Genomic DNA, 15,975 nt, shown 5'->3' on the forward strand with positions numbered 1-15,975 from the left:
ATAAGAAATAAAAAAGGCCTGACGAAAAACGACAGGCCTTCTTTTAAATACTTTGGGCTTACTTCGCTTTTCTGCGCGCTAAACCAATGAATCCGAGAGCTAAAATGGCTAACGTAGAAGGCTCTGGCACTTGCGTGATATTAGTAATGGTTGCGGTTAAAGCATATCGTGAACTTGCTTCTGAATAGTCAACAGCACTATTTGAGTTACCGCCGTAGCTGCGGAGAAACTCACCAACAATATTATCCAAGCTCCCATAAACGCTTACATCGCCAACTTGAAGATCTTCTATGTTGATGACGTCAAAGGTAAAATCGAATTGGTTGCTTAAAGCTGTCCAAAGCCTGATCGTTTGCCCTTTGTTTGACGTTACATTGCCAAACACGTTGTAATTCGTGCCGCCATTAGACTGAGATAAGTCGATATCCGTATATAGAATTTCTGCCCAGTTTGCCGTATCACGACGAGTGCCGTTGCTAAATGCCATTAAACCCGAGCGCTCTGTGTTATAGAGAACACTTAGGGTAAATGTACCATCTAGGTAGTAATCAATTAACGCTTGGTCGTCATATCCCGCAGGAGCACCATTTACCCAAGTTATATGGCTATTGTCTTCATGGCCGGTAAAATCGATTTCATAGTCAATTTGGATCATCGTAGCGTGTGCAGACTGAATGAAAGCTGTGACTACGAAAATCGCGAATGCAAACAACGTTTTCTTCATTTATTTTCAATACCTTGATGTTGTTGTTATCTATTTTCAACCGGCTACAGCAAGCAAAAGGCCAACATTAATATATTCATAATTATCAATGCATTAGAAAAAATTAATTCGTCACCCAAACTGATGTGTAAAATATATTTACAACACATGTTTAAAAATCAAACATCACACGTAATCTTATTAAGACATTGCTGACGGCATATTATTGGTGAATAAACAGAAAGGTGCTTCTAGGCTTTTTGAAGTACGAGATAACTTATAAAATACGGGCTGCCAATAGCGTTTAAATCGTACTGTATTCATAACGATACAAAGAAAATAAAGGGAGGTGATACCTCCCTTGGTATTATCTAACTAAGGTATTTTTCACTTGCTTTGAACTAGCGAAATAAATGAGCAATGCAAGTTGAATGGCAGCGAAAAGAATAACGGTATCAGATGGAAAAACTATCATCTTCGTCAATTCATTCGAAACAACACTACTCTGCTCTATTTCTATGGCGAGAAAATAAGCAATAGCAAACATACATAGTTTAGTTACCTGTAATATTAAAAACAGTCTTATGGCGCTATAACGCTTTTTGAAAAACAAATAGGTAAAGGTCAATGTGCAGTACAAAATAAACAACTCAGCCATTACCCACAATGGCAAGTATGCACTCCATAGCTCATGATACATGTCATTCGTCTCATCCATAAACATCGCCCATACACTTTGGTTAAACAGTGGTAATACACGTACGTCTATAACAATAGTCAGCAAGCAACCAATACCTAATAAAATAGCTACAAAAAATAATGCCCCTTGGAATCCTTGCTTGTATTCATCAATTTCAAATTGGCCTTTAAACGGCTTTTGACTAAGCTTTTTGATCCCCAAAATCATGCCTATTGACGCTAAAAAGCTCATGATAAAAAGGCTCCAATTAAGCTTGAACCCAACGCCATTTTTCATCAACGAGGCGTATTTTTCTGTTGTAAACGATTCATCGCTCTCCTTTTCTATACCTGGGTAAGTAATGAAATAACGCATACCAATCGTGTCTTTAAGTGATTTTAACTCCTCATTGAAAGCGCTGAACTCACTTGGATAAACCGTGTATTCCTTAGCGTAATAACTCAAATTAATGTCTACTTCGTTATTTGTTACGGTAAACAATTGTTGATAAGAAAACGTCTTCCCCTCCACTTTGTGAGTGGGTAACTTGTCTTTAATAGGAAAAGGGAAAATAACTTTTGTGTGTTGCGAAAATTTGAGTGGCGCAGGTACATAAAACGGCAGCGTTCTCTCACTGTTAATGAAGTCACTCGGTATGTGCGGCGACAAATACATAGGTGCTAGTTGAACCGCTCTTTGCGTTTCCGAAGCCCGCCATATTTCGCCTGGTTTTGCATATAGACGTCCCTTGACGACAACCTGCTGCGAATAGTTGTCTAACTCGTAAGTGAAGTCATCAACTAACTTAATTTCAGGGTATAGCTGCTGATAATTTCCAAGGAGATCATTGTCCAACGCTTCTTTATCGTAGATCAGCATATTGCGAACATAATCCGCACCAAAAGACATCAAGGTAAGTTCAACATCAATATAAACGTTACCATCTAACTTCTCGGTTAAATCAACGGTTTCCTTCACCTGCATATGTCTCTCTGGCGAAGGCTCATAGAACATTGGGTAAAGGTCATCTACTTCAGATTGCAGGATCAAAGCATAGCCATAATCTGGTTGTGTTTGATTTTGAATATTTTCAATATATGTCGTGATTGTTGGATCAATCCACACTTCTTTATCGTCATAGGTTTGATACAAAACAATTGCATGATCAAATGCAGAAGGTGTTGGCAGCCACCCATTTAACTTATTTCCAAGCTTTGTATTGACCAAAACAGGAAACGCACGTTGTTTAAAAGAACTATTCTCATGAGCAAGAATCATGTTGACCTTGTCTTTACAGTCTCCGTACCCTCTGTTCACAATGGCGGTAGGTGAATGCGCTAAATGGCTGTGAACGCCTTGCGCGTTCATGGTATATCGCAAGTGATTTCTAACTGAAAACAACAGTTTATCAATGTTAATTTCTGCGCCTCGTAACTGCGTACCGTTAACATTGTTGTACCAATCCATGATCTGCTTGTCATAGTCAGCCTTCTCAAAGCCACCAAGAGTTTTCCCGTCAACAAATAACTCGTTTGCCCAATCTCTCACTTCCTTCCAAGACGAAAACTCTGAAATTTGCAGCCAAGGTGACATAAACTCGTCTTGAGGCACATTCTCCTCTTCAACGTAACCTTCTGCATTTTCAACTAACCATACACTTTCATTTGCACTGATTTTTTGGTGTATCAGCGCGGTAGGTTCATTGTGAAGTTTTGACTGGTAGTTTCGCTCACTCAACACTCTATAGTGAATTTTGTGTGCAAACACAGGTAATTTAAGCGCCAATTCCTTAAAGAAATAGCCTTTAAAAATCGGGTTTTGACCAACTATAGAATATTCAACATGTACTTGGTCGCCCACTCTTAATTGCTCAAGTAAAATATTAATACGCTGCTGTCCCGTATAAATATTCTCTTCTAACTGGTTCTCTAGGCTAAAGCTCCTAATCACGCGCGAATTAAGCTGATTCGTTACTCCTGTCGCCCCATGAACATCAAGTTTATGAATTACAACCGATTCATAACTGGGGTCAAAATCAATATTCAGATGGGTGAAATTTGACAGCCCAGCAAGCGAATTTATCGAGTAAACTTGGCGAACAAATCGTTCCTGCTGAGAAGCTACATTAAATTGATTCTCATGCAGTATAAAACTAATATCTTGGTCACTTTGGCTTGTTTTTGTTCTGCTATCGTACTCTTTATCGCTCACCCAACTCGGCTTTTCAGCGATTGTATAATCTTGTGCCAGCGCGCTTTGAGCAAGCAACACTAACACTATCAATATACTTCTCATTTAATTTTTATCTCCCTTTAGCCATGCATGGCTTGGTAATCCACTACTGCTTGTCTTCGTGCGTTGACCGTTATGACATCGCTGACGAAACTACGATGCCGATAAACAGCAAAATGACAGACTGGAAAACAGCAACCGCCATATTTCCTTTCTTTATTTCTTCCATAAAATCAATGTCTTTAAAAACAAACTTATCAATAAGGACTAGCGATACAACACCAATAAATAAACTCAATACGGCATATGCTAAGTTGATAAGCATTAAAGTAACGCTTTGATTAAACAAGGTAACTTCCATTTTTTACTCCACACTAAAAGGGGTGACAGGCTTTGGCTGCCAGCCAATAGCCCAAGCCGTTATCGGCTCTATGGTTGAATAGGTTAAATTACTGCTGAAATAGTTCATCACATCAGTAACGGCGTAATCTTTTGCGTCAGAAATATTGTAAAGATCGGCTGCGCCAAACAGATGTAAAATTTCATGCGCCTGAACTTGAGGTATTACCCAAGCAAACTTTTTACGGGATACATCTTCTGTCAACATTGCGTATTCATAGTGGCACCCTACTGCCACATCAGCACTATGACATCGCGACGCATAAGATCTGTCTTGATAATTACTATGAAAAACTAACGCGACGCTGTCATTATTACCGCGCCCGCGAATAGAACGTGTGAAACTGCTGATATCTGAATGCTGTGTATGCTTTAACAATAAGTTGGTGAGCTCACCAAACGTAGCCCGCGTTCTGAGCATGTGCTTTTCAATGCCACGTGGTGAATGAATCAGAAAATATCGAACATTAAATTCTGGCGGTGCTATGCCATATTTCTGCGCTTCACGTTGATACCATTGAGTCACTTGATCGATAGACACTTTATTGGCTAACCGGCGTTTACCTGTCCACTTTTTATTGTAGCCATCGTCGATGTATACGTAGACGATATGCACTTTATTTCTGAGTGTTCGAGACATACCATTGTCTAACCCTGGCCGATAACTTTGGTATAACGTACGTTCAGATTGCTGGCGCTCTATTTGCTGCTGCCAACGTTGCATTCGCTCTACATTGCGATTGTTGGGCTTTAAGGTATTTGCCTGTTCAAGCGCTTGAATTGCATAATGAAAATGATAACTGCGAGCATGAACTTCAGCCTTTTGGTTTAACAACCACACTTTGTCCTCTGTCGCATCGCCCATCGGCGGCAGTTGCTTTAATTGAAATTCAATTTCAGCAAGCGCTTTGTCAAATTGCTGCTCGCTAATTAATTGACTGATAGAGCTAAACGTGGGGTTATCAGGTGTGCTAGGGTTGCGAATATCATCGCTTACCACAAAAAGAAAAAGCAGGAATACTGCCCAAAGAAAAGAGAAAATCCGTTTCAACATCTACTGCAATTGTTATTTTTATTCTAACTACCACGTTGATGTTAACAGAATTGTTACAAATATCGAGCGCTAACTTATTTACGACAATGAACAAATTATGAAGCGAAAACTAACGACAGTTGCTAGCCACCGTATAACTTTTTAAAGTTTTTAACGTTCCAGCCAATCATAATATCATTGCCAATTTTAAGGACAGGTAATGATCTTGCACCAATGGCATCAAGCTCTTTCCTGCCACGTTGCATTTTGGCATTGGTCAGACGGTATTTAATACCGTTACTGTCGAGGTATTTTTGGGCGTCCCGACAATGTGGGCATTTATCAGAAATATACAAAACAACGCGTTTCATTAATTAATCTCGCTGTAACGGAATGGTTATGTAGAAATGGTTAACACCCGGATTTTACAGCAAGTGCGCTTTTGGTGTTAATAAAATTAGGCTAAAAGGAAAAAGCATTAAGTCCACTCATAAAATATGGTCTATACACCCCGCATAAACCATTTAATTTGACTCTGACGGCTTTTATTTTTCTTTTATTTGTTTTTAAACTCTTTTCTTATCCAAACTTCTATTGCAATTAGTGATAATACTAATGGAGTTAATCCATAAAGCCCAAAGTAATAACCAAGCATTCCAGTTATAATTGGCGCAGCTAAAAAATAAACCCAAAGCAACCTACCATGTGTTTCATATTTGTTACTTTGTCTATTACCACTGCGATAATAAGCCAATATTTCGGTTTGTATAGGAATACTTTGAAAATACAGCTTTAAGGTTTTTGCAGTAACAAACCAACATATTAAAAATAATACGGATGACGGGGCTAAAGGATTGTATTTCCCACCTTTTACATATTCAGGATGCCAGATACTAAGAATATAGGCCCAAAGACCCGTAACAAAAAAAACAAGTAACGACAGCACGGTAAAAAATATAGCTAAAGGAAAAGTTATATCTTTTAAGGCCTCACGATGCGGTTCTTTCTGAGGCGAGTTTTTTTTAAAGATCTCAAACCCGGTATAATAAAAAAAGGTTAATATTTTCACGTAATATATTTTTCTTTGAAAAGCGAAACGCCATAATTTAGCGTTTCACTTGAGCTTTTCATATCAATATTTTGGACCGACCCATTTTGTACTATTAACCACTTTTGGGGTTTAATCATCTAGAGCCTTGCAGCAAAGTCCAGACCAATCATTTTTATGCTTACCTACGCAGAATAAAAGTGGTCAGATTCACTTTTTCAACGCACATTACTCTAATCAAACAGATACCTAACCGACACAAACACAGACCTTGGCTCGCCTACAAAGTAACGGTAACTACCAAAACCGAAATCAGCGCGTTCTGCGTAATCTTTATCGGTGATATTCAATACACGCACGCTAGCTCGAAGTTGCGGTGTAACGTCATAGCTCGCTCGCAGGTTGAACAAGTCGTGCCCTTCATACTTTGCGGTATTTTCAGGGTTTATATAGTAGTTACCCATATGTACCCATTCTAGCTCTACTTGTTGTCCGTTCTTGTTGTTCCAACCCAGTTGTGCACTGCCCATGTGCTGTGGCGCGGTATCTATTTCATTACCCTTTATATTTTCACGACTTAAAGTAAGTTCTGAGTCATAACGATGGTTAGCAATTGTGCCATTTACTGTAACATAGAAATTAGTTGGCAGTGATTGATGAACACTGAACTCTACGCCGTAATGTGTGGTTTCACCATCACTGATATTCTGTCGGTTAGCGTCTTGGAAAATAAAGTTCTCTTTTTCCATCGCAAATGCTGATACTTCAAAAAACTGTGTGTTAGAACTGCCGCGAATCCCGAGTTCAAGTGATTCAATATTTTCAGCATCAAGATCTGCCACTTGTTGCCCCGCTTGCAGCCTGAAAAGCTCAGTGGCTTGCGGCGCACGATAGCCCGTAGACCATTGGCCAAAAAAACCTAAATTGTCGTCCAGTCGAAAGTTAGCGCCCAACTGGTATGAGACTTCGTCATAATCTACTGTTTGATCACTAGGTCGCATAAAACGACAGTTCTCAACCTCTGGCGCACACGCACTGCCGTCTGTTAGGTTATTGTTGTAGTCATACTCTGTTGCGTCATAACGAAGACCTGCAGTCAATGTGAGCTGTTCATTGGCGAGCCATTCAACTTTTGCAAACGGAGAATACACTGTTGCATCTACTTCGTAATCGTAGTGTTCTCCTGCTGGGATTGTGGCAGAGAAGGGTTCAGCTTGCGTTTCTCTTAACTTGCCTTCCGTAACGTCGATATCGAGCCCCACTAACCAGTTAAGGCTATCTTGCTGGATAACATATTGCGCCTGAACGCCAACGCTTTGCTGTTCGTTCTCTTCAAGAGCTTTCCAAGGAAGGAAATGTTGAAGGAATGTCATCTCGGTAGAGCGAAAATATGGTGTAACTTGCAGCGATTGGTTGTCTGCTACTTGATAGAGTATTTGGCTATAGGCGCGCAGCGACTCACTGTCTCGAAACGCTTCGGGATTGGGGTTATCTTTTTTCAGGCTTTCGTCTTTGTAAGCTTCAAATCCCGTAATAAAACCCGCCGTTTCTTGATTAAGGTTACTACCTGATACAACCGACTTTATCGACCAATTGTCAGCTTGATATTGATGAATAAAATTTAACTTTTGCTGGTCAAATCCACTGTCATCTTTATAACCGCCATCGGTTGTGCCATTGCCATATAAAGCAAAGCTATGCTCTTCACCAGAAACGCCTGCCACAAACTGCCCATTAATGTAGTCATGAGGACCGCCCGTCAGCTCGATAAGTGGCTGAACACCATCGGCAGGCGAAGGCGTCAAAACATTAATGACACCGTGAACGGCATTAGAACCATAAAGTGTGCTTGCAGGCCCTTTTAGCACTTCTATTTGCGCTGCTTGCTCGGTATTCGCATCAAACAATTGATTGGCGTTACAAAAGCCTGGTGCTCTCAATGAGATACCATCTTGCGCCATGAAAAAAGCACCACAACCACCAGCTCCAGTTAACACAGGAGAACGAAGCGCGGTTAAATGTTCTTGACCATTACCACGACTAACCCAAGCCCCTGCGATTCGAGTGAGTGACTGATTAACATGCTCATGCTTGATTAGGTCTAATTGATCAGCGTTTATCACGCCAATACTTTGTGTATTTTCAAGTGATGTCGACGGTACACGCTTACCCGTTACAGTAATTTGCTCAAACAATTCATTTTGCGTTTCGGCTGCTAAAGGAAAAGCAATTAACATTGCGGCAGCAAGTAGGCTCTTATTCAAAGTAATTCCTTGGTATTTTTATATTCATTCAACACGTTGCGCGCTTGAGGCAACACTATACACATCTGTTACAAGTATCGAAAACTGAAATGATGGATTTGCGTTAAAGATGAAACTAGTTACGACGAATAACGCTACGTTAATGGTTGATTATCGGATTAATGCTAGAGCAAACTCCATTTTTATCGCGTTGTCTCTCACCGTAAAGAAAAGTAAAAATTGACGCATAAGACAACGAATTCGTTATGATAAAGCCATGTCTACTATCAGGAACAGATTATGAGATTTACCTTATTAGCATCAACACTACTACTCACTTTCATTTGGAATAGCGCCTTTGCTTTGCCACTAAACGGCGAAGGTAAACGCCAAAAAATGGAGCAAAAAATTGAACAAACTGCCGAACAGCTCGGGCTTACTGATGAACAGAAAGACGCAATAAAGCCCTTGCTAGAAGATGCAAAAAACAAGCGTAAAGCAACAATGGCAGAGTTTGGTTTGGAACGCGGCAAAGGCCGAAAAAATCTAAGTAAAGAAGACCGTAAAGCGCTTAAGGCAAAAATGAAAGAAATTGATGAATCACTGAATGCGTCATTAGCAAATCACTTATCATCTGAGCAACTAGCAGAATATAAAGCACTAAAACAACAAGCACGCGACCAAAAACATGCGTTCAAACGAGAAAAACGAGAGCAACATAACTAACTTTTGAACCTGATTTCCTTTGTTTTGATATCAAGCAATAAAAAACCCCGTTAATACGGGGTTTTTCATTTAATTTCAGCGTAGAAATCAGTGCTCAAACTGCTCTGCAAAATAATCATTGGTAAAAAACGCTAAATAAGCCAATAAACTCAATGAAAAGTATAATGCAAACATTACACTTAGCGCTTTAAAGAAGATATGTGCTGACGAAGGTACCGTATTGACCGCTATTGAAACAAACAGCACGGTGAATATCACATTGGTAATAGCTTTTCCTAAATTTGTATTCTCACAAACAGGATCTGCTTTACCCTCGAATCGCTCGTTCGTGTAATGCGATAAGTAAGCTAGCGTCGTTAATGAAAACAGTAACGCCATTACCACAAATATAACATTAAGTACTATTGGCCCTGAAGACATCACCCATTCAGCCGCCATTAACGCGAAAAATACAGCAACAGGCGCACATATCAGCGCTCGAAATAAGTTTTCATTGTCAAAACTCACTTTCCCCATAACCTTTCCCTCTATCAATTCACTTTTTATTAATTATCGTTATTTTAATTTGGTCAAGAATAAATCACACTGACCATTATTTAATCATTTTCACCTAATATGCAATAAGAAATGCGTAATTTATTAGAGAGTTACGAGAGAAACTATGGAGTAATTAGTCTACTTGTAGGCTGAACAATATACAGAACTAAAGAGGAATTAATAAAAATGTGCTGGAAAAGAATAGAAAAGAAAAACCCCGCAAAAGCGGGGTTTTAGTATATGGCGGTGAGAGAGGGATTCGAACCCTCGATACGTTTCCGTATACACACTTTCCAGGCGTGCTCCTTCGGCCACTCGGACACCTCACCTATATATTCAATTTCATCACTTGGCATAAACACATCCATGATGATCGGCACCCAAGCCATTCATCCATGAATGTCTGCCCTTACCTGAAAAAGCATCGCTTTTTCCGGACGGTAAGGCCCCACTCGGACACCTCACCGTATTGATTACGCTTAAAAAAGCTGCGCTATGGTAGAAAAAAAGCCTTGTTATAGCAAGGCTTTCTTACGATTTGCGAATCAACTGGTTACGCTTTCATCAACTGACTAGCGTTTGAGTGATGCTGAGAACTCCAACATTCTATTTGTTGAGCGCAATGCTCCTTTTCGAAGTTCCATATCAACGAAAACTTCTTTACCACTTGGGTCAATCAACGCTTCTTCTATTGCCTTAAGACCATTCATTGCCATCCAAGGACAATGGGCACAGCTTCTACATGTTGCCCCTTCACCAGCAGTTGGCGCTTCGAAAAACTCTTTCTCTGGACAAAGTTGCTGCATTTTGTAGAAAATACCGCGGTCTGTCGCGACAATAAATTTTTGATTAGGCATTTCTTGCGCCGCTTTAATCAGTTGGCTAGTTGAGCCTACAGCATCCGCTAAATCCACAATGGCTGACGGCGATTCAGGGTGCACTAAAACAGCTGCATCAGGATGAAGGGCTTTCATATCTTCTAATGCTTTGGTTTTGAACTCATCATGAACAATACAAGCCCCTTGCCACATCAACATGTCCGCACCAGTTTGCTTCTGGATATAGTTACCTAAATGACGATCTGGGCCCCACAAGATTTTCTCACCTTGTTCGTCTAAATGCTCAACAATTTCAAGCGCGCATGACGATGTGACAATCCAGTCAGCACGTGCTTTTACTGCTGTAGATGTATTTGCATATACCACAACTGTGCGATCAGGATGTTCATTACAAAACTTATCAAATTGTTCAATTGGACAACCAAGATCAAGAGAACAAGTCGCTTCCAACGTTGGCATAACCACTGTTTTTTCAGGGGTAAGTACTTTAGCGGTCTCACCCATAAAGCGAACGCCTGCTACAATCAATGTTTCTGCAGAATGTTGATTACCAAAACGCGCCATTTCTAGTGAATCAGCAACACAGCCACCTGTTTCTTCAGCCAATGCTTGAATCTCAGGGTCTGTGTAATAATGCGCAATAAGCACAGCGTTCTTTTCTTTTAGCAGTGCCTTGATTCGTTCTTTGTATTCAACCTTTTCGTCTAGAGACAACGGCTGAGGTTTGGCAGGGAACTGAAAATCAATTTCTACGGCTAAATTTGATTGCGACATGTGCGACTTTTCTCTATTCATCGAACCTAACTAAATTGGGCGGCAATTATACGCGAAGCCCAAATAAATGTGTACTTTGCGTCATACAAATGTCATTTAGCAGGCATATACTCGGAAATATTTATGTAATCCAAAAGCAGAACTACGAAAACATTAGACACGCAGATTCAAATGTGACTGAAAAGTATAAGAAGATGATTGTAGTGAACACTGTAAAGAAGTGGTCGGTCGTGAAGGATTTGAACCTTCGACAAATTGGTTAAAAGCCAACTGCTCTACCAACTGAGCTAACGACCGATATATAAATTTTTACTGAGTAGTTTAAGAAAGTGGTCGGTCGTGAAGGATTTGAACCTTCGACAAATTGGTTAAAAGCCAACTGCTCTACCAACTGAGCTAACGACCGATATATAAACTACTTTCGACAAATAACACTTCTGGTAGAAAGAAGTGGTCGGTCGTGAAGGATTTGAACCTTCGACAAATTGGTTAAAAGCCAACTGCTCTACCAACTGAGCTAACGACCGACATTTGTTTTTGCGTTGCCCTCTCGTTCAACGCGCCGCATATGATACTTATAAATTTTTCGAGTGCAACAACAAATTTGAAGTTTTTTAAGAAAACTTGTTTGTTTGCACAAAAACACAACAAACAGAACAAGTTATCATCAAATCTATTGAAAACTCTGTAAACGAGGTTGTGCTAACTGTGCCGCGGTTGACTCTGGATACTCTTGAATCAGACGTTGGTAAATAGATACAGCTCTCGCTTTGTCATCCTGTTTTTGTGCCACCATGCCAAGCTTAAGCATAGCATCAGGACGTTTGTTTGACGTAGTATGCGTATCAACAACAATTTTAAATTCTGTTGCTGCTTGCACCAGGTCACCTTTATTGAAAAGCAACTGACCTAACCAATAATGCGCATTAGGCGCATACGAAGAATTAGGAAAGTTCTGATTAAAGGCTTGGAACTCAGGAATCGCTTTTTCATACTGCTTTTCTCTAAGTACCATATTGACCGCACGATCGTATGCTTCATTTTCCGTTAAATTAGCACTGTAATTAACGTCGCCACCACCTTGTTGAGGTGCAGCAATAGACGAAGGTACAGATGCAGCTGGCGCTTTTAACGCTTCGCTGACTCTACGTTCAATTTCTTGATATAGTTCACGTTGACGTTCTAGCACTTGACCAAGTTGGTGAGAATGCAACTCGGTAACACCGCGCAATTCACTCACTTCAGTTTGTAGATCGTCGAGTTGACGTTGAATATTGACTTGCGCACGGTTGCGCGCTTCAAGTTGACGTTCTAATGCAGCAAGTCTGTCGGTAGTAGAACCTGTCGCCTGACCGCTAACGTCGATGACTGGGGCTGGTTGTTGAGCCAGTGCATGAAATGCACTGGCAGAAAAAATGAGCCCAAATAAAACTTTATTGAGTTTCATTTCCGTCCTAACAAATTAGTAAACTAATACAGCGCGACGGTTTTTGGCAAATGCAGCTTCTGTGCGATCTTTAACCATAGGCTTCTCTTCACCGTAGCTAACTACGCTAAGTTGTGAAGGTGAAACACCCATGTTTTCTAAGTAGGTAACTACCGCTTTTGCACGACGCTCGCCTAGTGCAATGTTGTACTCAGGTGTACCACGCTCATCTGCGTGACCTTCAACAAGCACTTTTACACCACTGTTAGCATTAAGGTATTTAGCATGCGCATCTAATAAAGCTGAGTATTGGCCGCTTAGTGTAGATGTATCGAAGTCGAAGTATACGATGTGCTCTGAACGAAGACGCTCAAGTTCTTGGCGCTTTTGCTCTTCAATTTCCGCTTGGCGTTGTGCAGCTGTTACTTCAACATTGTCTTGTGTTTGAGACGCAGTTTGTGATGCGTTAGTGTCTACTTGGCTTTGACCGTCTGTGTCAGAGCTAGAGCTACAAGCTCCAAGAGCGAACAAAGGTAATGCAATCGCTAGGCTCTTCATCACTTTATTTAAGCGCATTTTTATTTTTCCTTATTCATGTCTAATTTAGTTAACTAATCATTATTATTGAAACGGTGACCAAGCCGGCGCTTTCACCTGACCATTTAAGGCAGGTAAGCGAGCTTTAAATCGACCGTCTACAGATACTAAGCTCAATACTTGGCGGTTATTGTGCATAGTACTATATATAATCATGCCACCATTTGGTGCGATACTTGGTGATTCATCTAAACGTGTTTTTGTTAACACTTGGAATAAACCAGTGTCTAATTCTTGTTTAGCTAAATGGTACTGACCACGTGTTCGGTTCACCATAACCAACTGACGACCATCAGGTGTTAAACTACCACCTAAGTTCATTTCGCCGTCAAACGTCAAGCGTCTTACTTTCCCATCGACTAAATTTACGCGATAAAGCTGAGGTTTTCCACCCCGTTCTGAACTAAAAATCAAGGAATTACCGTCAGGACTCCAACTTGGTTCAGTATCAATTGCTCGATGACGTGTTACTCGACGTAATTTATTAGATGCTAAATCTAACGTATAAATTTCAGGGTTACCGTCTTTAGACAATACTAACGCCAGTTTTTTACCATCAGGCGAAAAACGTGGTGCGCCGTTAATGCCTGGATAAGACGCTATTAAGCGGCGCTTTCCGGTGTAGATGTCAATGATATAAACTTGGGCTTGGCGGTTTTCAAATGTCACGTAAGCCAATTGCTCTCCACTCGGGTGCCAAGCAGGTGACATTAGTGGCTCTCTCGACTTCAAGATAACCTGTTCATTGAAACCATCATAATCAGCAAATACTAATTGGTAAGGAAAGTCGCCAGTATCCCTCACGATGACGTATGCAATCTTCGTTAAGAATGCACCTCGATCGCCAGTGAGCTTTTCATATACAGAATTACTGATTTGATGCGCGAATCGACGGAATTGGCTGGCTCCAATTTGTGCACCACTATCGAGTAAAAGATGAGATTGATCTGCAATTAATCGCCCACCACTCAATAACTGCTGTTGTCCACCTGTAATTTGACCACGAATAACATCTACTAGTTGGTAGTTCACTTGATAACGACCAATAGTTGTTTCAGTCACTTCGCCGACAACAATGGCTTCAACACCCTCTCCGGCCCATGCAGCATAATCAACTTGCTTATCTGAACTTGGTAGTTGAGGAAAACGAGAAGCGTCTATGGGGCTAAACTTGCCACTACGTAGTAAATCGTCGCTGATAATTTTAGCCACATTTTCTGGCATTACACCGCTGCCATTCCATTTAAACGGGAGAACCGCAATCGGGCGTGCACTGTCGATACCTTCGGTAATAACAATTTCTAGCGTTGCATTCGCGCTGGTGGAAACGAGGCCTAATAGACCTACACAAAATGAAGACTGTCGGATAAATCGTTTAATAGCTTTGATCATTGTTATCTTTCAATTTTTAGTTAAATTCTGGAACTACCGTTAAGCTGATTTTTTGCATTTTCTTAAAGACTTCTGGGTCTTTAGACACTGGTAACGTACCAGCTTTATATACAGCATTTTGAGCAGCGTTACATACAACTGCTGCACCTTGCCCCGTCTGAACATTGGTAACAAAGCCCGATGGTGCAAGAGTTATTGTCAATTTACAAGACTTTCCTTCCATGGTACTTCTGTCTGTAATCAGAAATCGCTGAATAGTCTGCGTTATCAAAGCCGTGTAACGACTAATTTCAGACTGAACTTGCTGACCTCGAGCTCGCTGCCTTGCTTCCATCTCTTGCGCCATTTGCTCTGCTAACATACGCTCTTGTTCGGCGCGTTCATTCGCTTCTTTTGCTTTGCGCTTACGCTCAGCTTCTTTTCTCTTGCGTTCGGCTTCTTCACGCTCGCGCTTTTTCTTAGCTTCAGCGGCTGCTTTCTCAGCTTTCTTGCGCTCCTCTTCTTTGCGCTTACGCTCTTTTTCAGCTTTTATTGCCTGCGCTTTTGCCTTTCTAGCTTTTTCGTCAGCTATACGTTTTTCTTTCTCTTTTTGCTTTCGCTGTTGTTCAAGCTTTTTAATTCGCGCTTCTTCTTTAGCTCGTTTGCGCTTTGCTGCAGCAGCCTTTTCCTCTAATTCACGAATTCGCTTTTGCTCAGCAGCTTTGGCACGTGCTTTTTCTTGACGCAACTTTTCTGCTTGTTTTTCTATAATGGCTTTATCGAAGGCAACCGCTTCAATGGGATTCGGATTTAAATTGACTTGCATCACCGTTGGCTTAGGAGGATGCGACGTAAAATTACCAAAAAAAAGCACCACAGCTAAAGCACCGTGTAATACCACACTTAGTACGATTGGGAGAGAATACTTACCCGACACTCACTAATTCTCCGGGTTGTCCGTCATTAAGCCTACTGATGGCACGCCCGCTTTTTGCAATAACACCATTAATTGAACAATCGCATCATATGAAACTGCACCATCGCCATTAACAACGACCGGCTTTTTAGGATCTAATTGCAATTGCGCCGCCACCTCGATAGCAAGTTGTTCTGCCGTAACCGACTTATTTTTTCCTGCGCCTTCTGCAATATAATAATTACCCTCAGCGTCAACTGAAGCTACGATGGGTGTTTTACTGTCTTTATCCAATGGCTCAGCTTCTGCCTTCGGCAAATCAACTTTTACACCTTGAGTAATCAAGGGCGCAGTTACCATGAAAATAATAAGCAATACCAGCATTACATCTATGTATGGTACGACGTTTATTTCAGCAACTTTTCTACGTCTAACGCGGTTATACATAACCC

At 40.8% G+C, this 15,975-nt stretch carries 15 protein-coding genes and 4 tRNA genes; 1 reads left to right on the top strand and 18 read right to left on the bottom strand.

Features of this window, described 5'->3' with window-relative positions; all coding sequences use genetic code 11:
- Positions 1-58: 58 nt before the first annotated feature.
- The 7 genes from ACFSJY_RS12400 to ACFSJY_RS12430 form a co-directional block, all read right to left on the bottom strand.
- Entirely contained in the window at positions 59-724 is a 666-nt protein-coding gene (locus ACFSJY_RS12400; protein WP_386034700.1) for a PEP-CTERM sorting domain-containing protein, read from the bottom strand.
- A 346-nt stretch (positions 725-1,070) separates the two neighbouring features.
- Positions 1,071-3,677, bottom strand: a complete 2,607-nt coding sequence (locus ACFSJY_RS12405; RefSeq protein WP_386034702.1) for a DUF3857 domain-containing protein — start codon at positions 3,675-3,677, stop codon at positions 1,071-1,073.
- A 70-nt stretch (positions 3,678-3,747) separates the two neighbouring features.
- On the bottom strand, positions 3,748-3,975 hold the full coding sequence (locus tag ACFSJY_RS12410; protein WP_386034704.1) for a DUF350 domain-containing protein: 228 nt from the start codon (positions 3,973-3,975) through the stop codon (positions 3,748-3,750).
- 3 nt (positions 3,976-3,978) lie between these two features.
- Complete coding sequence (locus tag ACFSJY_RS12415) at positions 3,979-5,067, bottom strand: hypothetical protein (RefSeq protein ID WP_386034706.1); 1,089 nt, start codon at positions 5,065-5,067, stop codon at positions 3,979-3,981.
- A 122-nt stretch (positions 5,068-5,189) separates the two neighbouring features.
- On the bottom strand, positions 5,190-5,417 hold the full coding sequence (locus tag ACFSJY_RS12420) for a glutaredoxin family protein (RefSeq protein WP_386034708.1): 228 nt from the start codon (positions 5,415-5,417) through the stop codon (positions 5,190-5,192).
- 185 nt (positions 5,418-5,602) lie between these two features.
- On the bottom strand, positions 5,603-6,115 hold the full coding sequence (locus tag ACFSJY_RS12425) for a hypothetical protein (RefSeq protein WP_386034710.1): 513 nt from the start codon (positions 6,113-6,115) through the stop codon (positions 5,603-5,605).
- Positions 6,116-6,327: 212 nt separating this feature from the next.
- Positions 6,328-8,358, bottom strand: coding sequence for a TonB-dependent receptor (locus tag ACFSJY_RS12430; RefSeq protein WP_386034712.1), 2,031 nt, complete (start codon positions 8,356-8,358; stop codon positions 6,328-6,330).
- Between the two features lie 279 nt (positions 8,359-8,637).
- Here ACFSJY_RS12430 and ACFSJY_RS12435 point away from each other — a divergent pair, with 279 nt between their 5' ends.
- Complete coding sequence (locus tag ACFSJY_RS12435) at positions 8,638-9,063, top strand: hypothetical protein (RefSeq protein WP_386034714.1); 426 nt, start codon at positions 8,638-8,640, stop codon at positions 9,061-9,063.
- Between the two features lie 87 nt (positions 9,064-9,150).
- Here the strand turns inward: ACFSJY_RS12435 and ACFSJY_RS12440 are convergent, their stop codons facing one another.
- The 11 genes from ACFSJY_RS12440 to tolR form a co-directional block, all read right to left on the bottom strand.
- Positions 9,151-9,579 (bottom strand): hypothetical protein, encoded by a 429-nt coding sequence (locus ACFSJY_RS12440; RefSeq protein WP_386034715.1) that lies wholly within the window; start codon positions 9,577-9,579, stop codon positions 9,151-9,153.
- A gap of 262 nt (positions 9,580-9,841) precedes the next feature.
- A tRNA-Ser gene (locus ACFSJY_RS12445) sits at positions 9,842-9,929 on the bottom strand.
- Between the two features lie 243 nt (positions 9,930-10,172).
- Positions 10,173-11,213: a quinolinate synthase NadA gene (nadA, locus tag ACFSJY_RS12450; RefSeq protein WP_386034717.1), complete on the bottom strand. Its 1,041-nt coding sequence runs from the start codon at positions 11,211-11,213 to the stop codon at positions 10,173-10,175.
- A 221-nt stretch (positions 11,214-11,434) separates the two neighbouring features.
- A tRNA-Lys gene (locus tag ACFSJY_RS12455) sits at positions 11,435-11,510 on the bottom strand.
- A gap of 33 nt (positions 11,511-11,543) precedes the next feature.
- Positions 11,544-11,619 (bottom strand) — tRNA-Lys (locus ACFSJY_RS12460).
- Between the two features lie 45 nt (positions 11,620-11,664).
- Positions 11,665-11,740 (bottom strand) — tRNA-Lys (locus ACFSJY_RS12465).
- A gap of 146 nt (positions 11,741-11,886) precedes the next feature.
- Positions 11,887-12,660, bottom strand: a complete 774-nt coding sequence (gene ybgF / locus ACFSJY_RS12470) for a tol-pal system protein YbgF (protein WP_386034719.1) — start codon at positions 12,658-12,660, stop codon at positions 11,887-11,889.
- Between the two features lie 15 nt (positions 12,661-12,675).
- Entirely contained in the window at positions 12,676-13,215 is a 540-nt protein-coding gene (pal, locus tag ACFSJY_RS12475; protein WP_386034721.1) for a peptidoglycan-associated lipoprotein Pal, read from the bottom strand.
- Between the two features lie 45 nt (positions 13,216-13,260).
- Positions 13,261-14,628 (bottom strand): Tol-Pal system beta propeller repeat protein TolB, encoded by a 1,368-nt coding sequence (tolB, locus tag ACFSJY_RS12480; RefSeq protein ID WP_386034723.1) that lies wholly within the window; start codon positions 14,626-14,628, stop codon positions 13,261-13,263.
- A 16-nt stretch (positions 14,629-14,644) separates the two neighbouring features.
- Positions 14,645-15,544 (bottom strand): cell envelope integrity protein TolA, encoded by a 900-nt coding sequence (gene tolA / locus ACFSJY_RS12485; protein ID WP_386034725.1) that lies wholly within the window; start codon positions 15,542-15,544, stop codon positions 14,645-14,647.
- 3 nt (positions 15,545-15,547) lie between these two features.
- A complete protein-coding gene (gene tolR, locus ACFSJY_RS12490; RefSeq protein WP_386034727.1) occupies positions 15,548-15,970 on the bottom strand; it encodes a protein TolR in 423 nt (140 codons plus the stop codon).
- Between the last annotated feature and the right edge of the window lie 5 nt (positions 15,971-15,975).

It is taken from the genome of Thalassotalea euphylliae (assembly GCF_042682785.1).
GTDB lineage: Bacteria > Pseudomonadota > Gammaproteobacteria > Enterobacterales > Alteromonadaceae > Thalassotalea_F > Thalassotalea_F euphylliae.